The organism is Paraprevotella clara YIT 11840 (assembly GCF_000233955.1).
GTDB classification, from domain to species: domain Bacteria; phylum Bacteroidota; class Bacteroidia; order Bacteroidales; family Bacteroidaceae; genus Paraprevotella; species Paraprevotella clara.
In genome coordinates this window covers 1-15,804 of sequence record NZ_JH376582.1, presented here as the reverse complement: position 1 = coordinate 15,804, position 15,804 = coordinate 1, and the positions used below count along the sequence as shown (strand labels likewise).

Annotated in this window: 30 protein-coding genes; 12 read left to right on the top strand and 18 right to left on the bottom strand. The window is 43.9% G+C overall.

Features of this window, described 5'->3' with window-relative positions; all coding sequences use genetic code 11:
- The first annotated feature begins 73 nt into the window (after positions 1 to 73).
- The 12 genes from HMPREF9441_RS02405 to HMPREF9441_RS02355 all read left to right on the top strand — a co-directional run bounded on the left by HMPREF9441_RS02405 (position 74) and on the right by HMPREF9441_RS02355 (position 6,589).
- Positions 74 to 517 (top strand): lysozyme, encoded by a 444-nt coding sequence (locus tag HMPREF9441_RS02405; protein WP_008617558.1) that lies wholly within the window; start codon positions 74 to 76, stop codon positions 515 to 517.
- Positions 518 to 519: 2 nt separating this feature from the next.
- Positions 520 to 654 carry a hypothetical protein gene (locus tag HMPREF9441_RS19160; protein WP_008617554.1) on the top strand — a complete coding sequence of 45 codons (135 nt, stop codon included), beginning with the start codon at positions 520 to 522 and terminating at the stop codon, positions 652 to 654.
- Between the two features lie 179 nt (positions 655 to 833).
- Positions 834 to 1,982, top strand: a complete 1,149-nt coding sequence (locus tag HMPREF9441_RS02400; RefSeq protein ID WP_008617553.1) for a Fic family protein — start codon at positions 834 to 836, stop codon at positions 1,980 to 1,982.
- An 82-nt stretch (positions 1,983 to 2,064) separates the two neighbouring features.
- Positions 2,065 to 2,622, top strand: a complete 558-nt coding sequence (locus HMPREF9441_RS02395) for a hypothetical protein (protein WP_008617552.1) — start codon at positions 2,065 to 2,067, stop codon at positions 2,620 to 2,622.
- Positions 2,623 to 2,804: 182 nt separating this feature from the next.
- On the top strand, positions 2,805 to 3,098 hold the full coding sequence (locus tag HMPREF9441_RS02390; protein ID WP_008617551.1) for a hypothetical protein: 294 nt from the start codon (positions 2,805 to 2,807) through the stop codon (positions 3,096 to 3,098).
- Between the two features lie 79 nt (positions 3,099 to 3,177).
- Positions 3,178 to 4,158 carry a hypothetical protein gene (locus HMPREF9441_RS02385; protein ID WP_008617550.1) on the top strand — a complete coding sequence of 327 codons (981 nt, stop codon included), beginning with the start codon at positions 3,178 to 3,180 and terminating at the stop codon, positions 4,156 to 4,158.
- A 23-nt stretch (positions 4,159 to 4,181) separates the two neighbouring features.
- Positions 4,182 to 4,607, top strand: coding sequence for a hypothetical protein (locus tag HMPREF9441_RS02380; RefSeq protein WP_008617549.1), 426 nt, complete (start codon positions 4,182 to 4,184; stop codon positions 4,605 to 4,607).
- 50 nt (positions 4,608 to 4,657) lie between these two features.
- Positions 4,658 to 5,200 (top strand): hypothetical protein, encoded by a 543-nt coding sequence (locus HMPREF9441_RS02375; protein ID WP_008617547.1) that lies wholly within the window; start codon positions 4,658 to 4,660, stop codon positions 5,198 to 5,200.
- A 2-nt stretch (positions 5,201 to 5,202) separates the two neighbouring features.
- The gene (locus HMPREF9441_RS02370; RefSeq protein ID WP_008617545.1) at positions 5,203 to 5,496 is read left to right on the top strand and encodes a hypothetical protein; all 294 of its coding nucleotides are present in this window, start codon (positions 5,203 to 5,205) and stop codon (positions 5,494 to 5,496) included.
- Positions 5,497 to 5,543: 47 nt separating this feature from the next.
- Complete coding sequence (locus HMPREF9441_RS02365) at positions 5,544 to 5,978, top strand: DUF7841 family protein (protein ID WP_008617542.1); 435 nt, start codon at positions 5,544 to 5,546, stop codon at positions 5,976 to 5,978.
- Entirely contained in the window at positions 5,975 to 6,397 is a 423-nt protein-coding gene (locus HMPREF9441_RS02360; protein WP_008617541.1) for a hypothetical protein, read from the top strand. Before HMPREF9441_RS02365 ends, HMPREF9441_RS02360 begins: the two co-directional genes overlap by 4 nt.
- An 18-nt stretch (positions 6,398 to 6,415) precedes the next feature.
- On the top strand, positions 6,416 to 6,589 hold the full coding sequence (locus HMPREF9441_RS02355; protein WP_244949581.1) for a hypothetical protein: 174 nt from the start codon (positions 6,416 to 6,418) through the stop codon (positions 6,587 to 6,589).
- A gap of 95 nt (positions 6,590 to 6,684) precedes the next feature.
- Here HMPREF9441_RS02355 and HMPREF9441_RS02350 read toward each other — a convergent pair whose 3' ends face one another.
- From HMPREF9441_RS02350 to HMPREF9441_RS18295, 18 genes are all read right to left on the bottom strand, one after another.
- On the bottom strand, positions 6,685 to 7,119 hold the full coding sequence (locus HMPREF9441_RS02350; protein ID WP_008617537.1) for a hypothetical protein: 435 nt from the start codon (positions 7,117 to 7,119) through the stop codon (positions 6,685 to 6,687).
- Positions 7,120 to 7,205: 86 nt separating this feature from the next.
- On the bottom strand, positions 7,206 to 7,355 hold the full coding sequence (locus HMPREF9441_RS18545) for a hypothetical protein (protein ID WP_008617536.1): 150 nt from the start codon (positions 7,353 to 7,355) through the stop codon (positions 7,206 to 7,208).
- A gap of 8 nt (positions 7,356 to 7,363) precedes the next feature.
- Entirely contained in the window at positions 7,364 to 7,612 is a 249-nt protein-coding gene (locus tag HMPREF9441_RS19000; RefSeq protein WP_244949580.1) for a hypothetical protein, read from the bottom strand.
- A 194-nt stretch (positions 7,613 to 7,806) separates the two neighbouring features.
- The gene (locus HMPREF9441_RS02340; RefSeq protein ID WP_008617532.1) at positions 7,807 to 8,121 is read right to left on the bottom strand and encodes a hypothetical protein; all 315 of its coding nucleotides are present in this window, start codon (positions 8,119 to 8,121) and stop codon (positions 7,807 to 7,809) included.
- 2 nt (positions 8,122 to 8,123) lie between these two features.
- A complete protein-coding gene (locus tag HMPREF9441_RS02335) occupies positions 8,124 to 8,528 on the bottom strand; it encodes a hypothetical protein (RefSeq protein WP_008617530.1) in 405 nt (134 codons plus the stop codon).
- The gene (locus HMPREF9441_RS02330; protein WP_008617528.1) at positions 8,518 to 8,982 is read right to left on the bottom strand and encodes a YopX family protein; all 465 of its coding nucleotides are present in this window, start codon (positions 8,980 to 8,982) and stop codon (positions 8,518 to 8,520) included. The genes HMPREF9441_RS02335 and HMPREF9441_RS02330 overlap by 11 nt, the downstream gene beginning before the upstream one ends.
- Positions 8,979 to 9,302: a hypothetical protein gene (locus HMPREF9441_RS02325; RefSeq protein ID WP_244949579.1), complete on the bottom strand. Its 324-nt coding sequence runs from the start codon at positions 9,300 to 9,302 to the stop codon at positions 8,979 to 8,981. Before HMPREF9441_RS02325 ends, HMPREF9441_RS02330 begins: the two co-directional genes overlap by 4 nt.
- Positions 9,299 to 9,907: a hypothetical protein gene (locus HMPREF9441_RS02320; protein WP_008617526.1), complete on the bottom strand. Its 609-nt coding sequence runs from the start codon at positions 9,905 to 9,907 to the stop codon at positions 9,299 to 9,301. The genes HMPREF9441_RS02325 and HMPREF9441_RS02320 overlap by 4 nt, the downstream gene beginning before the upstream one ends.
- Positions 9,888 to 10,241 (bottom strand): hypothetical protein, encoded by a 354-nt coding sequence (locus tag HMPREF9441_RS02315; RefSeq protein WP_008617525.1) that lies wholly within the window; start codon positions 10,239 to 10,241, stop codon positions 9,888 to 9,890. The genes HMPREF9441_RS02320 and HMPREF9441_RS02315 overlap by 20 nt, the downstream gene beginning before the upstream one ends.
- Positions 10,242 to 10,247: 6 nt before the next feature.
- The gene (locus tag HMPREF9441_RS02310; protein WP_008617524.1) at positions 10,248 to 11,171 is read right to left on the bottom strand and encodes a radical SAM protein; all 924 of its coding nucleotides are present in this window, start codon (positions 11,169 to 11,171) and stop codon (positions 10,248 to 10,250) included.
- A 195-nt stretch (positions 11,172 to 11,366) separates the two neighbouring features.
- The gene (locus HMPREF9441_RS02305; RefSeq protein WP_008617523.1) at positions 11,367 to 11,759 is read right to left on the bottom strand and encodes a hypothetical protein; all 393 of its coding nucleotides are present in this window, start codon (positions 11,757 to 11,759) and stop codon (positions 11,367 to 11,369) included.
- Positions 11,760 to 11,808: 49 nt separating this feature from the next.
- Positions 11,809 to 12,255: a hypothetical protein gene (locus tag HMPREF9441_RS02300; protein ID WP_008617522.1), complete on the bottom strand. Its 447-nt coding sequence runs from the start codon at positions 12,253 to 12,255 to the stop codon at positions 11,809 to 11,811.
- Between the two features lies 1 nt (position 12,256).
- Positions 12,257 to 12,448 (bottom strand): hypothetical protein, encoded by a 192-nt coding sequence (locus HMPREF9441_RS02295; protein ID WP_008617521.1) that lies wholly within the window; start codon positions 12,446 to 12,448, stop codon positions 12,257 to 12,259.
- Positions 12,445 to 12,909, bottom strand: coding sequence for a DUF6633 family protein (locus HMPREF9441_RS02290; protein WP_244949578.1), 465 nt, complete (start codon positions 12,907 to 12,909; stop codon positions 12,445 to 12,447). Before HMPREF9441_RS02290 ends, HMPREF9441_RS02295 begins: the two co-directional genes overlap by 4 nt.
- Positions 12,910 to 12,973: 64 nt before the next feature.
- Complete coding sequence (locus HMPREF9441_RS02285; protein ID WP_008617518.1) at positions 12,974 to 13,780, bottom strand: DUF6291 domain-containing protein; 807 nt, start codon at positions 13,778 to 13,780, stop codon at positions 12,974 to 12,976.
- On the bottom strand, positions 13,770 to 14,267 hold the full coding sequence (locus HMPREF9441_RS02280) for a DUF6291 domain-containing protein (RefSeq protein WP_008617515.1): 498 nt from the start codon (positions 14,265 to 14,267) through the stop codon (positions 13,770 to 13,772). The genes HMPREF9441_RS02285 and HMPREF9441_RS02280 overlap by 11 nt, the downstream gene beginning before the upstream one ends.
- 13 nt (positions 14,268 to 14,280) lie before the next feature.
- A complete protein-coding gene (locus tag HMPREF9441_RS02275; protein WP_008617513.1) occupies positions 14,281 to 15,450 on the bottom strand; it encodes a DEAD/DEAH box helicase in 1,170 nt (389 codons plus the stop codon).
- Between the two features lies 1 nt (position 15,451).
- On the bottom strand, positions 15,452 to 15,804 hold a 353-nt coding region (locus tag HMPREF9441_RS18295), incomplete at its 5' end, for a hypothetical protein (RefSeq protein ID WP_216593505.1).

The window sequence follows — 15,804 nt, the reverse complement described above, 5'->3', positions numbered from 1 at the left end:
TTATGAAAACATATTAATTACATAAGCGTCCCTCGCGGGAGGCAGAAGCAAAGTTAAACAAAAAAGTGGAGATATGAAAGCAAGTAATTCATTGATCGAGGCGATAAAGCGTTTCGAGGGATTCCGGGGCACGGCTTACCGTTGCCCGGCGGGGGTGTGGACGATAGGCTACGGACATACGGCGGGCGTAAAGCGTGGCGACAAGATGACGGAGGGCGAGGCGGAACGGCAGCTCAGGCGTGACTTGGCGGAATATGAGGCATTCGTGGACAAACTGGGCGTGACGGAGAGGCAGAACAAGTTTGACGCGTTGGTGGATTTCGCGTATAACCTTGGGTGCGATGCGTTGGCCGGTTCCACACTTTTGAAGAAAATACGGGCTTGCGCGCCTGATGCGGAGGTGCGTGCGGAGTTCATGAAGTGGGTGTATGCGACGGTGGCCGGGAAGAAGCGGAAGCTGGAGGGGCTGGTGAAGCGTAGGAAATGGGAGGCTGACAGGTTCTTTAATATCGCATAGCAATGGGAACGAGTGATGAATACTGGCCGATGCTTGACGACGGCGGGGGAGACGACGGGAAGGGTTTGCCGCCTTGGTTGGTTTTCCTCGTGTTGGCCGTGGGGGTCTGGATGCTGGCGCGGGCATTGGCGATGTGAAATGAATGATTATTAACCCGGTGACGGGGAAGCGGTCTTTGACTTGGTGGGATTGCAGTTTTTTGCAAATTAACAATTAATTGCATTGCAAATGCGTAGTAGTTTTGTATCTTTGCAAGATGTTGTAATACAATATAATAAAATAATAATATTGCAAATGTTATAATGATAATGTGCAAATGATGGAACAAAAGATAATTATGCCTGAGATAGGATTTGATATGCCTATAACAGATTTGGTTCTTGAATTGGAAAAATTAAGATACAAAGTTCTTGAAGGTACCACACATCCTTTGGTTTTTATGCAAATCAAAAACGTTTTCCATATGCTTGAAAGTATTGGTTCTTCTCGTATAGAAGGAAACAATACAACCATCATGGATTATGTGGAGAGTACAAAAATTAATGACGAAAATAGGAATAGGTCAAATGAACAGATTTTAGAAATATTAAATATTGAAAAAGCAACTTCTTTTATTGAAAGTGTTATTGATGACACTCCAATTACATTGTATTTTATAAGAGAACTTCATTCTTTGGTTGTCGATTCCCTTAGTGAAAGCAAGGAAGGTTGTTGTACAAAAGGTGAATTTAGGAAATGCAATGTCCGGATAAGTGGGTCTCTCCATACACCTCCTGACTTTTTGCAGGTACTACCTCTGATGCAAGAACTTGTTGATTTTATCAATGAGACAACCAAACCTAAATTTGACTTAATAAAAATATGTATAGCACATCATCGTTTTGTGTGGATACATCCATTTGAAAATGGAAATGGCCGTGTCGTACGATTGTTTACTTATGCACTATTGTTGAAGAATGTCTTTAAGAGTAAGCAACGAATTATAAATCCGACTGCTGTATTTTGTTCTGATAGAAGCAAATACTATAATTATTTGTCTTTGGCTGATAAATATACTAACGAGGGTCTGATTGCTTGGAGTGAATATGTCTTGAATGGGCTTAAGGTTGAAATTGAGAAAATAGACCATATTGTGGATTATTCTTATCTGCGGGATAAGATACTTATTCCATCTTTATCGGATGCATTATCGAATAAATATATCACAGATGTGGAACATTCCATTTTGAAATTAACTGTGTCTAAAAAGACACAAGAAATACAAGCATCAGATATAAAAGAGCTTTATATCACGAAGACTTCATCAGAAATATCCAGGATCATACGTTCGCTTATTGATAAAAGAATGTTAATTCCCATTTCGGAACGAGCAAGAAAATATGTTATCTCTTTTGGTAGTAATTATTTGCTTAGGTCTGTTCTTAAGTCTCTTGATAATAATGGTTTTCTACCTTTGAATAATTAATTGTATAATTGGTAATAAAGCGGCAATCCCACATAAACAAGTCGGGGTTGCCGCTTTTTCGTTGCCACAAAAAGAAGTAGGAATGAATAGATTTTTTAAAGTGTTCTGGCCTTGGCTGATGGTGCCGGTGTTCTGGCTCGTGGTCGGCCTGTTATTGTTTGCCATATGCGGATGTGCCGGTTCAAAGCATTTGGAAACGGAACGTACGGCAGATTATACGGGACACAGTTCTTCTTTTGAGGATACCGTGGACAGTCTGCGTATGGAGTTGTCACGTGTCGTCCGGCATACGATGGAGCGTTTTTCGGACTTGAAGGTGGAGAAGCGGACTGTGGTATGGTCGGAACCGGATTCTTGCGGGAAGCAGTATAAGGAACGTGAGAGCCACACGAGCATTGACCGGCGAGACCGGGAGATTACGGAACTGGAAGAGAAAACCATGGCAGACTATCTGAGGCTTTCACACCGGATTGATTCGTTGATGGAAAAGGTGGAAGGTTTGTCGTTGGAAAAGGTAGCAGAACGTAAGCTTTCGTGGTGGGAGGAAACCAAGCTGCATTACGGAGGATTTGCGCTTCTGGCTGTGGTTGTTTGTATCCTTATCGGATTCGGAAGGTTTGTGTACAGGCTGAAAAAGTAACGTTTGCTCCTTCGGGGACGGGAGAATGAAAAAAAGCCCCCAACGTTCCTTGCATTACCACATGACAAGACGCGAAAATAGCTCGCGCGTTGAGGGCTTTATGTCTTCATCGCGAGCTATTGTTGTATATAAACGCCTTGTCATGTGGTTTGACAAAGGTATGAATAAAAATTGAATATTGTATGTGTAAGGCAGATATTTTTAATGAGATTATTCAGGTTGTCAGCAGGGAAACGGAAATCGCACCCAAAGTCATATTGTCGGGAAGCAAGGAGGCGGAGGTCGTCGATGCGCGTTACTTGCTTGTGTATTTCCTTTTTAAGGAGGGCTTCTACCCTTCCCAAATTGCATCATTGGTCGGCAAGACGAAACGGGCGGTAAACTATATGCTGTCTAATTTTTCTTCGCGTGTGAGGTGTGGGAAAATGATGGGAATATATCGGGAAAGAATCGGGAATGAGTTGGGAAAGAATTGATTTTGAGTGACATAATGTATTTGTAGTTTTGCAGGGTCAGGATATGCCTGACCTTGTAACTATTAATTAAAAATACATTATGGAGAGAACTTATGTTTTTAATCAGGAGCCTTCGAGCGGTGGGGGCAACAAGTTTGACATCATGGCCATGCTTCCTAACCTGATGGGCGGCAAGGGAGTGGATCCTAACTTGATGGCGCTCCTTTCTCAGGGACGCAACAACCAGGACCAATGGGGAGGCTCATGGTGGTTTATCTGGATTATCCTGCTTTGGTTCTGCTGGGGCGGTAACGGATTCGGTTTCGGAGGACGTAACGGAGGAGGATTACCGGCTGAATTGAACGGTGATGTGGGTCGTGAATACCTGATGAGTGCCATTCAGGGTAACGGCAATGCCATTAACCAGCTCGCTTCTTCTTTGAACTGTTCTACACAACAGTTGCAGACGGCTTTGTGCAACATCCAAGGCTTGATTCAGGGTGTAGGGAACCAGGTGGGCATGTCCACGCAGCAAATCATCAACGCCTTCCAGAGCGGAAACCAAGCCATTCTCACTCAGATTGCCGACTGCTGCTGCAAGACGCAGACAGCTATTGAACGTCAGGGATATGAGAACCGTTTGGCAAATTGCGAAAGCATGAATACGCTCACCCGTACTATGGAGGGTAACACTCGCTCTTTGGCTGATGCTTACCGTGACGGTTTTAATACGCTTGTCGCCAAAATGGATGCGGCAGAGGCGCGTCGTCAGCAAGAGGCTTTGGCAGCCAAGGATGCGGAGATTGCCACATTGAAGGGTGAGATTTCGCAACGTAACCAGAACGCTACCATCCTGAATGCCGTAGGACAGCAGATTGCGCCTTTGGCGGCAGGCTTGCAGGCTTTGCAGGGGGATGTGGATGGTATCAAGTGTAAGATGCCTCCCACAGTAGCGGTACCGTACCCGCAGTTGCAGGTATATAACCCGGAAACTTTCCGTGCGGCAGCTTTCGGTGCATACGCCGGAGATGTGGCTTATGGCCGCAGCGGTTATGGATGTGGTAACAACTACTGGGGTTAATTCCGGTAAGAAAGGAGGTAGCTATGTGGCCTAACTTTTTTACAGGACTTCCCTTTCCGTTCCCGTCACTGGGCAGGGTGAATTTCAACACCCTCCCGACGGTGGCGGTCACGGTGGGCACGGAGAATGTGACGCTGGAGCTTCCCAACCATGCGTTCCGTAACAGGGACTATGTGGGCGGGTTCTACATCAACCTCCGTCAGGCGATACCGGCCGGTACGACGGGCACGCTCCCCATACTGATAGGGACAAACGGTGATACCCGTCCGCTTATGGCTTATAACAATGAGCCGGTGACGGTGGCCAACCTTGCGGGAACGGGCATTTATGAAATCCATTATAACAAGTACACGAATGAGTTGTTCCTTGTCAATGGAGGATACAGGCCAACGACCGCCACGGCGGCACAGGCAAACGTGAGAACGGCTCCGGCTGGAGTGAACAAGTAATTAACCGGGGCATCGCAGGTTGCGGTGTCCCTATTTAAAAAACAACAATCATGTTTCAGAATTTAAGGGCAAACAATCAGTTATTCATCCTTCATAAGGAAGCTAAGCATTATGTGGAGATAGGTTCGGTGGTGAGCGTGTCGGCTCCCAAACCCAAATATCCCATGACACAGCCTTTCCCGTCACCGCAGATAGAAATGGTGGTGGACGTGGTGGCCAGTATCAACGGGCAGAATACGACGTTCCAGAACCTTCCGGCAGGCGGTGACATCGCGGACTTCGGACAGAACGGGAATATCGTGGTCTCATGTTCGCGGGATGCGATGAACAATGAAATCTCGATGATAAAACAGAAGAGCAGCGAGATTGTCAACAGCCGGGATTACCATCTTAATGTGATAACCGCATGCGATGAGATGCTGACCATGCTCAACCCTGAATTTGCGGAGAAACAAAGGCAGGAACAGGAGATTTCAAGCTTGAAAAGCCAGATGGCCGACATGAGCAAGAACATGTCCGACCTTATGGCGTTGAACCGGCAGCTTATGGAGCAGCTTGGCCTGAATGCTGAAACATCTAAAACCAAGAAGTAATTATGGGAATGTGGAGTATTTTGGAAGAGGGGCGTGACGATTACGGACGCGGCTTCGGAATGAGAGGCGGCAGTGAACTGGAGGAGGCTTACAGGGAAGGTTGCCGGCATGGTTATGAAAAGGCCATGAGAGAGATGCACGGAGGAATGGGGTTCCGTGGTGAAGGCGGTTACAACGGTGGAGGAAGTTATTCCGACATGGGGGAACGCCGTATGCCGGGCTACTTTCCGGAGTATCCTCGAATGGATGAGATGGGCGAACGTCGGCGCAGACGTGCCAACGGGGAGTTTTATTAACATGGGAGGGGTGGAATGCCCCTCTTTCACTAAATCATAAATGGGTTATGGGACAAAGATTGGATACATACGACAGGCTTCCGTCGGGAATGAAAGAGTATCTTTCACAGTACGGGTGGCATTTCTCAAAAAAGATGTGCGAGTGGGCCGTATCGAAAATGAGGGTGTCGGATGATTCTTCATCTGCCGCATCTACAGGTAAGACACGTAAGCTGGAGGCAATGAAGAAGGATGAAGTCGAGGAGCTTTTGAAGAAATACGGTATCAAGTTGGAGAAGGATGCCGGATACGACTGCGTGTACGTGGCCAACATGGCGAAGGCGGATTATTACAAGAGCTCGATTGCCGACGAATCACATCTTGCGTTGTTCGTCAAGGATTATATTGATGATCCGGACGGATATGAGGGGTTGCCTTTCACGAGGTTTTACGCGGATTGCATCGGAAGCGGTACACCGATTATGTGGTCGGATATGTTATGATAGTGCAGGATTTCTACATACCGGAATATGACTGGAAGGTTAGGGTTTACTATGCCGTGACGACGTACTGGAAGTATGAGATTCTTCATGAGTTGAAAAGGATAGGATGCCGGGGTGAACAGCTTGAAAGGGCTGCCCGGAGCCTTTCTGAGGGTAATCCGGACACGGGGCTTACGTATTCTGACTTTTACGGGCGAGAGACGTTGATGGTGATTTCGCTTACGTCTACCCCTGAGCAGTTCCAGAACTCATGGGACCATGAGAAGGGGCATTTGTGCCGGCATATCTCACAGGCGTTCGGGATTGACCCGTTTGGGGAGGAGGCGCAGTACCTTAGCGGGTATGTGGGCCAGAAAATGTTTCCGGTGGCGAAGAAATTCCTTTGTGAACATTGCCGGAAGGAACTGGTAAGAAGATGATAAGTATATATGGAGCGAATGGAAGTAATGAAGGTATTGAAAGCTGTGTTCAGCGGCAAGAGCCGGGAGGAAGTATATAGTATGCTTTCTGCGGATGAGAAGAGAATATTGAATGACATTGCTGCCCGTCATGGTGTGAGCCGGGGGATGCGAAGAAAACTTGAACGTGATGCGAGGAAGGGAATACATTGATGAGCTGATTGACAGAACCGACAATATTCCGTATATGGATTATTGCCGGTTGCTGTCGGTACTGTATTGGAATTTATGAGGACCAATACTATTGTTCATTTTATCAATCCATAAATTTTCAGCCATGACAGAATCTTATTGTAGATGAACTCCACATCATTACGGAAGTCCATATAGTTCTGATAAAGGAAGACCAAATTCGCACAATTATTAGAAATTGTGCTTTTAGCCTGAATGCCTAACACTTTGGATAACTCGTTACGCAACCCGGAAGCCATCTTATCGCCTGCCAAAGAGGATGGAGAGTAAAGATATAATATAATGAAGATGAACTTTTTACGTTGCATTACTGTACTTATACCTTCATCGGACTTTTTGCAAATGATATTGGTGAACGTTTTATAAATTAGGGGAATAAGCTTCTTGTCTGATAGTATCGGTTTTATTAAGATGTTTTCTTCTTTGGACAAATCCGATTTTACGCTTCTGATTTTCCTAATGCGTTTGATTTTATCAAAATCCAGTTCCATGACACGATTATTTAATTAGAAATCCGTATATTTGTACCTAAATAATCGTTGGGGGCCTGCTTGGTCGTGCGGGCTGGCTCCCTTTTTTATTTTCCATTTGTCTCCCGTCCCCACAGCATTGCATTGTAGAGTGAGGTAGCATAGAGTTTCACTTCCCAATTTTTGGTAAGATATTCGTTACCAAGGGCTGCAAGACTGGCTTTGTACCAGAGGTATTCATTTCTTTCAAGTTTCATATATTCCTTTATTTGTCCGGTTCAATAAATTCGACATCGTAGAGTTCACAAAGTTGCTCGAATGTAGCTTCCTCTAAATCATGGTCGAAGATGTGGAAACACCCAAAGTTGTAGCCGAAGTTCTGACCGTCACAGAATGTTTGCTTTTTCGCGAGCGCACATTCTTTGCTTTTCAAAGAGAAGCATACGATTTCATTTCCTTCATTAAGGAGTTGTTTAAGCCGGGAGTAGTCCCGGCTGGTTTTGTAGGGTATCATAGGCTGATTATTTTTAAGTTGCTCTACTTTTGTTAGATAATCCTCTTCCGATTCATAGAAAAGTCCATCCCCGCCTCTGTACCCAACTTCTCTGGTGACGTTATTGACTGTCCATCCTTCCAGATAAGCACCGCAATTAGTACAACACTTTTTCAAGGATGGGTTTTCTGTCCCACATTTTTTACATTTCATATTTATTCTCCTTTCAGCTTTTTATCCACCATAATACGCAATGCTTCTTCACCTCGTCCCATCTTGTTCATCATCTCGGCAACTTGCGAATCGAAGTCACGGCTTTGCAGTCCCACCAAAGCGATTAAAGCCAATGATTGAATCTGTTCGGACTGGATGGCAGTCACTTCGATTACTTTTTCAAGCATGCCTTCATTGCTGAACCCTCTTTGTTTCATGCCCCTCAGTCCGGCGGCATTCTTTTGGCTTGAAGTGATTGTTTGCAGGATATATCTCAATACACTACTTTTGTCTTTGAGTAAATCTGATATTTCCATTTTTAAAACCCTCCTTCCTTGTATTTGGTTATACATTCATCCAATTGCTTTTTGGCGTCTTCCACAATCTTTTGATATTGCCTGATTTCTTCAATTTCATTTTCTGACAATTTAGGACAACCTTTGAGCCATGAATGGTAGTTACAACCGTTTATTCCGAAGAAGGAACATTCTGTGTTATAGTCATACCATTTCAGCAGTTCCCCTTCTGGGGCGTTTTCTTTCAAGTCGGTGACTATAACGTCCATGTTGAAGTGATAGTCGCCACAGCACACTATTTCGCCCACGCATCCGGCGACCCAACCTTTCTTCGCATCCTCATAGTCGAAGCCGTGCTTTTTGCAGAAGGCTTCGAGCAGGGCGTTGCAGGAATCGTAGTAATTGTTCAATAATTGGTTATTCTTCATCGCTTCCTCCTTCCAGTAGTTCGGGGTTGTCGTGGATGTTGCTGATAAATTCAAGATGTGAACCTCCGCATAGGCGAAAATTCCTTTTGTCATTTGACAGGTGGAATCCTCCATTGTTCCATTTTATTTGAAATGTATCGTATCCGGCGACATTGGTACAAAAAACTCCATTAGGAATATCAATTCCATACTCTTTGGTTTTGACTATATCCCCCTCGTAAATCTCTTTTCCGTTCTTGTCGTACAATCCTGTGAACTGCCCGACGGTATCGGGATTGACAACTGAAATTTCATCGTCAAGATATTCGATGGCTACATCTGTCCTGTTGGTTATTTCATAATTCTCTTGTGAACCATGATATATTATACACCCATTTCCGAAGTGGATTAAGTCACCGAATACCCATTCGCCGTTTTCGATTCTTTTTCCTCTGAATCTGATTTCCCGTTTCATTCCTGTCCTCCTTTCTTTTTTAGTTCTGCCACCAAAGCGTCGGATTGACTGACTGGCATTTTCGATGTTTTTTCGCAAGACAAGGTTTTATCATTACAGAATGCTTGCGTTTCCGCTATGGCCTCCTGTATGCGGACTTGATTCCAGTCGATGGTGTCTTCGTTCTTGGTTTGTAAAAATTCAAGTTCCGACTGGGAATAGTAAATTCCACTGCAATCATCGCTTATATATACTCGTTCGATACCGTTTTTACTAATCACGCGTTCTCCCGTTTCGTTGACATTCACTATATGCCCGTTTGATTTTATTCTTGCTTTCATATCCATTTTACTAATTCAAACTCATATACCCACACATAAGGATTGCTTTCCCATGTGCCTTTGCCGCTTATCTTGTCTATCAAAGCAGCGTAGGCTTCACGGGGTGTATCAAATCCATCATCTTTATTTCCTTCAAAATCATAGAATATGGACGGTGGAAATTTATCATCTCCTGAATCCTCAAATATACCCTCTTTGATGCAATCATTATCAGATATTTCCTGCAACCGCTGTATTCTTACTTTGTTGATGCGGATGCGGTGAAGCATATAATCTGCCCTGACAAACATCTTGTTGTTCCAACCTGCAAGTTTTGTTGGTTCAACACCTTCAAACTCAAGACAATCGTCCCATAAAGCTCCATAAGACATGTCTTTATAGCTTCGTGCAATGGCAACGATTTTCCCCTCCTTATAATGGCAATACTTGGATTTTCGTATATCAATAAAATCCCCATCGCTGTTTTCGTACACTAAAGTATCTTCCCTCTCATCCCAAACTAATGAGAAAAATTCCTTAGATATAATTCTTCTTGTCTGCGTTTTTCTTCCTTCCAATACAGCTTGTGTCAAGCCGTATTTGTCATTAAACATTATCTTTTTCATTTTCAATACTTTTTATTTCCTTGTTTGGTAACAAATCTTCAATGTATGCCCAACGTTTCGGTTGTATTTTATTTATTCCGTACATAAATGAGAATCCGCCGCTGTGATAAAATTGACTGAGGAGAAAAAAACTACTACCTCCTGATTTTACCTCTACGAGACATTGGGCGTTCCTGTCTTTGGGTCGTTCGCTTGCGTCGTGCCATACAGATTTTATACGCCAGTTGGCACCACTGACAAAAGCCTGTTTAACGTCTCTAACTTCTGCATAATCGCTGTCCTCTGATTGGGCGGTATATATTGCCGCCGCTTTTTCAATATCTTCCCTTTTCATATCACTTTATTTGAAATACTCTTTGCACTTGAATCCTTTTCGTGGCTCAAAGTCTTTAAACTCGCAAGTTCTAAATATCCACTTTTTATCTACCCATCCTGCTAAATCCTTTTGCCATTGAGGGAGGATCTGCCGTGGGTTGTTTAAATCTCTATACGGTTGGGCGTGTGGTAGGTACCTACGTCCTTTATTTCTCCAATAATTCACCCGATTAAATGATTCTTTAAAATCGTCAAGAAGAATGCAATAAAAGAAATATTCACCCTTGTAACCGTACTTTTCTATTAAAGCCGTAGCGCGTTCACATTCAATTATCTGCTTCGGTGTATCGCAGCCGAATCTTATACATTTTATCCATTTGACCTTAGCTAATAGTTTTGCAATATCATCCGTAACTAATCGTGCGTCTAATCCTTGATTAAAATCTACATGTAAATTCAAACGGATAATCTTTTCTATCTGACTTAATCCGTAATCGGAAGCAAGTATATTATTGTCCATGAGAATAATATTTTTTCGCCCTTCTATGGCTATTTCCTCGATGTCCATATAAGGCCGTATGTTTCCCTCTTTTTTGGGTACGACACACCATTTGCATTTATTGGGGCAACCACGTGTAAGAAAACCGTAGGCTGTTTTATGGTCTATGGAGGGGTATAAGCTGTAATCAGGTTGCATCCGGTCGATTTGTTCCGGAAGAAACTTCTGTATATCATATCCTGTTCCACCTTTCTCTATGCAATCCGCATTGTTTATGTATTGATGGTAATCTTCCGTAAATGAAAATACTTTCGCCATATACAATTTATCATAGTGTTCGAACGGGTTATACCATTCCACCCTATCACCTTGCTTTTTGTGCCATGCACTTATCTTCATAAGAGCAAGATTCGGATAATTGCTATCTACAGCCAATAAACCTATATTCATAAATCAAACAGTTCTTTTTGTTTATATACATTGCCGTTTTTCAGTCTCACTTCGCCCAGGACAATTCTATTGCTTTAAATATCTCATAGGCTACTTGCGGAACAAGCTGCCGTGTGTCAAGTGCCTATCCATCGATTCCAAACTTAATCTTAATCAGATTGATGATGGCTTTATATTGCTTTTTCTTTTCCATCACTATTTCTGTTTTTCGTCTAAAAAATCAAAAGCATCGTCCACTTCAAGCCTAAGCCCAAGTTTAGAGGGAAAGGACTTGATGTAGTTGTAGAATCTGAATGCAAGCTCATCATCGTCACCGCACCTGTCTATCAGCGTAAGAAGGAGTGCATTCGTAATGTCGGCATCATGCCCGAAATTTTCCTGGGTTGAAGATTCCAAATGGGCAATATCCCGTTTTATGCACCTGATGGCATGAATGGCGGTGTTATAATTCCGCTTCACATCGTGACGCAGGGCGCAACCTTGCTTCTTGAATGCTTCCTGCATATCCATGAGGTTGGTTTCCAATACATCGGTCAGTACGTACACGATGTTGGTCAGTGTATTTAAGTTGTCTGTTCCTTGTTGCATGTCAAAATAATGTTTTTTGGGGATTTTGGATAATAAGCGGATGCTTGGGCTAATAGCTTTCACCGCTTGACGTGGATGCGGTGAGGGGGATGAAATAACGGCATGAGGCATCCTTCGGGCGGACTTCCTTGTAATCCCCGTGGCGGCCTTTCACGTGCCAACAGCGGCATTTGTACTCCCCTGCGGAATAATGCACGCATTCGTTGCAATGGCATGACGGGTCATAGGGGCCATAGTAACTGGGCTTTTCTTTCTCCCGTGGTTCGTGCAACGTTTCATCCCGCTTGACGGCCTTCTCCGGTTTCCGGTTGGCTGGATTCCTTTTCTTTGGCGGGAGAGTACGGCGTTTAAGACCGATCGAGCTTGCCTTTTGGTATATCCCGTGCAAAGTGTGCTTGGACAGCAATACGGAAATCTCGCGTACCGGCATGGTACCGTAATGCGCCTGAAGGAACTCCAGTTCCGCAGGTGTCCATTGGTTTTCTGAATAGTTCATGTTAAAACGATTTTTTAAATCTGATTTGTATGAATCCCCTCCGTTCCACCTCGCGGAGCAATTCCATATCCTCATCCCGTATTTCGACCTTCGTTTCCTTGTTGACGGTCATGCCCCAAGGGGTGCCGAAACGCTTCCTGATGCGGGCGCGTATGGATTCGTCTTTCGTTACCCAGTAAATAGTCAGTTTCATGGTGGAGTGAGTTGTCTGAGGGCTTCTTTGTCGCCATCGGCGGCACGTCGGCGAAGTTCTTGCACTAATGATAAGCTTGTATGCCCTTTCGGCGGGACAAATCTCCTGCGCTCGATTTCTTCAGCAAGCTTGTTGCGGTTGATTAAATCAAGCTCCTTGTTGCGTTCAGGAACAAACTCCTTGAAGAAAGCGTTACCTATACGCCGGGAATCAAATGCGCCGTATGAGTTATCGTACCGGCCTGCCTTGTAGCGTGCGAAGAACAGCATGACTTCGGACAGCTTGAATCCGGATATTTGCGATGAAAACGACTGGCAGAATATGCCTATACCGTCCACAACGCCCTTTTCACGGCTGCTGGAAGAGCCGAACAGGGCGGACACCTGTGTGTCTACCCAATAGGCGGAAGTACCTCCCCCATAAAGCGCGTCAAGCTGCAATAGTGTGGGACAATCTGCCATATACGCCTTTTCTGGATTACCGGCGGCATATCCCCATTGCATCGGAGAAAATGCGTCCACTATCTCAGAACGGCCTTTCCACTTGGTCAGCCAAGCCCGCTTCGAGGTCAAGCTTATGTTGTTGCAAACGTTCAAGAGCGTAGGCGTTTGCTTCTTGCTTGCTTGTATAATTGCTCCGATTTGCTGTTCCATGATTGTTTCCTGTTAATCCAAATAAGCCTGACCAGTTGTTGGCCATTGACTGCTCAACCACATTACGGGCTGTATCAGGGTCGTTTCCACTTAACGTGAGAAGTTTTTTATAGCATGCTTGCAAGGACTTTTTCGATTTGTAGCTTTCACGTTTTTCCTGCTTGTATTTTAGCCATGTCTCAAATATGTCCTTGAAATCATCCGACACAAAACTTATGTCCGGTAGCTTTGTGCCCTCTTTGGCCTTTAATGCCGCCTCTCGCTTTAGTAATTCCTGTTCTCGCGCATTCAATTCCGCCTCCCTTTCCGAAAGTGTATCTTCATCCGGATTTAAATCCTGCCCACCTTTAGGGGGGCTTATGGGGGGATTATTATCATTTACATTATCATTTACATTAGGTTCGACTTTGGTTCCGGTTTGGTTACCTTTTGGTTTCTCTTTGGTTTCCACTTGGTTCGGCCTGCCTCCCTTTTTTCCATTCTCAAACCGTTGGTTGTTGACATCTATTTGTGTCTTTGCCATAGCCAGCATGGCTTTCGCTATCGGCTTCAGTTGTCCAGTAGTTTCTCCTGTTAAGCCATACTCTATTATGGCTGTGAGCACGTCTCCCTGAACATCTCTCGGCAGATTCTTGATTGCCTCCCACCAGCTACCGTAAAAAACAAAACTATTTCTCATAATATTTAATCCACCCTCTTTCAAGTTTATGTAATTGGATATGGCATTCCCTGCAAAGGGTTACACCATTGTTTACATTAAATCTTAAATCTGGATATGTAGAAAAAGGCTTGACATGATGTGCATTCAACTTCCCGCCATATTTACCGCAGTGCCTGCATGTATAATTGTCTCTTCTGAACACATTTTTTCGCCAATGTTTGTATTCACTTGACTCTCTTTGCTTATGATTATCATCCGTAATACCTCCTTTCCAATTCCAATGATTTTCGCCACTTGGGGGTTCTTTCAACTTATTTTTATCTACTTCCTTCTTAATAAATGAGAATGCCATCTTAGCCAACGGTTTCAGCTCCGAGATTGTCCCCGATGCTACATATTCTATGATTGCATCGTACACCTCAAGTCTGACCTCCGATGGATAACCCATCAACACCTCTTGCCATGCAATATTAAAGACAAAAGACTTTTTTGTTTTTTGTGCCATTGTTTTAGTTGATTTAAAATCTCACATTGGTTAATTGCCTGTAACCGGAATATACTGCCCACTTTCCGTTGCCGCCGTCCACAAGGCGCAAATCCTTGACTTCCCCGAAACGCTTAATGTTTCCGCATAAATCAACAATCCAACCTGCTTTCTTACTTGGATGGGGACGGATGGCGCGTCCGACTATCTGATACCACAGTGCCAAAGACATTGTGGGGCGTGCCATAACAATTGTATCAAGTTCTGGATAGTCAAATCCGGTGGTCAATACGCCCACATTGGCCACGACAGGTATTTCGCCGGCCTTGAACGCTTCGAGAACCCTTTCACGTTCTTTTTTCGGTGTTTCGCCAGAAACGATGGCCGTGCCCGGAATACTCCATGTGAGCCGTTCGGCCTCTTTCAGGAAACGGGTGAATACCAATATACCTTTGCGCCTTACTCCACTCTTCGGATTCATAAGCCTTTGGACAATATGGACAAGATAACCGTAAAAATCTATCCGTTCATATTCTCTGATTACCGATTTATCGGTATAGTCGGCGCCGGTGGTGTTCACTTTCAGGTTGAGTTCGTTCCATCCGATAGGATTCATGGCGTAGTAGTCCAGTTTCGCCAGATAGCCCATATCGAGCAAAGTAGAAATCTGTACCTGATAAATGACTTCCGAAAAGATACATGGACGTGTACGGGTGATGAACTTTAACATAGAGCCGAAATCACGTGAGGAAGACAATCTATAAGGAGTCGCCGTCAAGCCAAGAACCTTACACTTCACTGCATCAAAGAAATCCTTGTACATTCCCTCTTTGTGATTAACAAGATGGCATTCGTCCACGATGATGTTCTTAAAGTGGGTAAAGAGTTCAGGATGAGCCTTCACAGAACCGATGGTAGCAAATGTTATCCGGCTTATTTCCTTTGAGTTGAAAGAAGCTGAATAGATACTGCAATCAAGAATACCATATGAGCAGAGTTTCTTGAAATTTTGCTCGAGTATTTCACGTGATGGACAAAAAATAAGCACATAGTCATTTAGTCTATGTGCTATATCCGCAATTACTATTGATTTACCCGCCCCTGTTGGCAGTACCATGATGGCATTGTTCTTCTTCGCTTTGTTGGCAAAGAAACTGACTGCTGCATCACTGGCTTGCTGTTGATAATCACGTAACTTGTACATATTAATCGTTGAAATAGGTAAGTTCAAATTCCGTATCGGTAAATTTTTTCATTCTTGGCATTTCAGGGTTTTCACGTAAATGAAGTTTCTCATAAATTTCTTTTGGCTTCATGTTAGGATGCTTTCCTCTTATTCTGCAAATAATGCTGCTACCACTTGCTACATAGATATAGCCAAATTCACCATCTTTAAGTTCATTAAAGCGTTCTTCATCTGTTTTATGCTTATACACAAACGGGGCTTGTTTCCTATTCAGATGATATTCGTATTCTTCTTCTGATGCACTCCAGCCACACTTTGGGCAATATGAAGTTTGTGTGGTACAATAGGAGCAAGGAGGATTAATGTGGCAGG

Excerpts from the sequence above, each read along its gene's own strand:
- HMPREF9441_RS02405 (WP_008617558.1), top strand. The coding sequence starts at position 74 with ATGAAAGCAAGTAATTCATTGATCGAGGCGATAAAGCGTTTCGAGGGA.
- HMPREF9441_RS19160 (WP_008617554.1), top strand. The coding sequence starts at position 520 with ATGGGAACGAGTGATGAATACTGGCCGATGCTTGACGACGGCGGGGGA.
- HMPREF9441_RS02400 (WP_008617553.1), top strand. The coding sequence starts at position 834 with ATGATGGAACAAAAGATAATTATGCCTGAGATAGGATTTGATATGCCT.
- HMPREF9441_RS02395 (WP_008617552.1), top strand. The coding sequence starts at position 2,065 with ATGAATAGATTTTTTAAAGTGTTCTGGCCTTGGCTGATGGTGCCGGTG.
- HMPREF9441_RS02390 (WP_008617551.1), top strand. The coding sequence starts at position 2,805 with ATGTGTAAGGCAGATATTTTTAATGAGATTATTCAGGTTGTCAGCAGG.
- HMPREF9441_RS02385 (WP_008617550.1), top strand. The coding sequence starts at position 3,178 with ATGGAGAGAACTTATGTTTTTAATCAGGAGCCTTCGAGCGGTGGGGGC.
- HMPREF9441_RS02380 (WP_008617549.1), top strand. The coding sequence starts at position 4,182 with ATGTGGCCTAACTTTTTTACAGGACTTCCCTTTCCGTTCCCGTCACTG.
- HMPREF9441_RS02375 (WP_008617547.1), top strand. The coding sequence starts at position 4,658 with ATGTTTCAGAATTTAAGGGCAAACAATCAGTTATTCATCCTTCATAAG.
- HMPREF9441_RS02370 (WP_008617545.1), top strand. The coding sequence starts at position 5,203 with ATGGGAATGTGGAGTATTTTGGAAGAGGGGCGTGACGATTACGGACGC.
- HMPREF9441_RS02365 (WP_008617542.1), top strand. The coding sequence starts at position 5,544 with ATGGGACAAAGATTGGATACATACGACAGGCTTCCGTCGGGAATGAAA.
- HMPREF9441_RS02360 (WP_008617541.1), top strand. The coding sequence starts at position 5,975 with ATGATAGTGCAGGATTTCTACATACCGGAATATGACTGGAAGGTTAGG.
- HMPREF9441_RS02355 (WP_244949581.1), top strand. The coding sequence starts at position 6,416 with ATGGAAGTAATGAAGGTATTGAAAGCTGTGTTCAGCGGCAAGAGCCGG.
- HMPREF9441_RS02350 (WP_008617537.1), bottom strand. The coding sequence starts at position 7,119 with ATGGAACTGGATTTTGATAAAATCAAACGCATTAGGAAAATCAGAAGC.
- HMPREF9441_RS18545 (WP_008617536.1), bottom strand. The coding sequence starts at position 7,355 with ATGAAACTTGAAAGAAATGAATACCTCTGGTACAAAGCCAGTCTTGCA.
- HMPREF9441_RS19000 (WP_244949580.1), bottom strand. The coding sequence starts at position 7,612 with ATGATACCCTACAAAACCAGCCGGGACTACTCCCGGCTTAAACAACTC.
- HMPREF9441_RS02340 (WP_008617532.1), bottom strand. The coding sequence starts at position 8,121 with ATGGAAATATCAGATTTACTCAAAGACAAAAGTAGTGTATTGAGATAT.
- HMPREF9441_RS02335 (WP_008617530.1), bottom strand. The coding sequence starts at position 8,528 with ATGAAGAATAACCAATTATTGAACAATTACTACGATTCCTGCAACGCC.
- HMPREF9441_RS02330 (WP_008617528.1), bottom strand. The coding sequence starts at position 8,982 with ATGAAACGGGAAATCAGATTCAGAGGAAAAAGAATCGAAAACGGCGAA.
- HMPREF9441_RS02325 (WP_244949579.1), bottom strand. The coding sequence starts at position 9,302 with ATGAAAGCAAGAATAAAATCAAACGGGCATATAGTGAATGTCAACGAA.
- HMPREF9441_RS02320 (WP_008617526.1), bottom strand. The coding sequence starts at position 9,907 with ATGAAAAAGATAATGTTTAATGACAAATACGGCTTGACACAAGCTGTA.
- HMPREF9441_RS02315 (WP_008617525.1), bottom strand. The coding sequence starts at position 10,241 with ATGAAAAGGGAAGATATTGAAAAAGCGGCGGCAATATATACCGCCCAA.
- HMPREF9441_RS02310 (WP_008617524.1), bottom strand. The coding sequence starts at position 11,171 with ATGAATATAGGTTTATTGGCTGTAGATAGCAATTATCCGAATCTTGCT.
- HMPREF9441_RS02305 (WP_008617523.1), bottom strand. The coding sequence starts at position 11,759 with ATGCAACAAGGAACAGACAACTTAAATACACTGACCAACATCGTGTAC.
- HMPREF9441_RS02300 (WP_008617522.1), bottom strand. The coding sequence starts at position 12,255 with ATGAACTATTCAGAAAACCAATGGACACCTGCGGAACTGGAGTTCCTT.
- HMPREF9441_RS02295 (WP_008617521.1), bottom strand. The coding sequence starts at position 12,448 with ATGAAACTGACTATTTACTGGGTAACGAAAGACGAATCCATACGCGCC.
- HMPREF9441_RS02290 (WP_244949578.1), bottom strand. The coding sequence starts at position 12,909 with ATGGCAGATTGTCCCACACTATTGCAGCTTGACGCGCTTTATGGGGGA.
- HMPREF9441_RS02285 (WP_008617518.1), bottom strand. The coding sequence starts at position 13,780 with ATGAGAAATAGTTTTGTTTTTTACGGTAGCTGGTGGGAGGCAATCAAG.
- HMPREF9441_RS02280 (WP_008617515.1), bottom strand. The coding sequence starts at position 14,267 with ATGGCACAAAAAACAAAAAAGTCTTTTGTCTTTAATATTGCATGGCAA.
- HMPREF9441_RS02275 (WP_008617513.1), bottom strand. The coding sequence starts at position 15,450 with ATGTACAAGTTACGTGATTATCAACAGCAAGCCAGTGATGCAGCAGTC.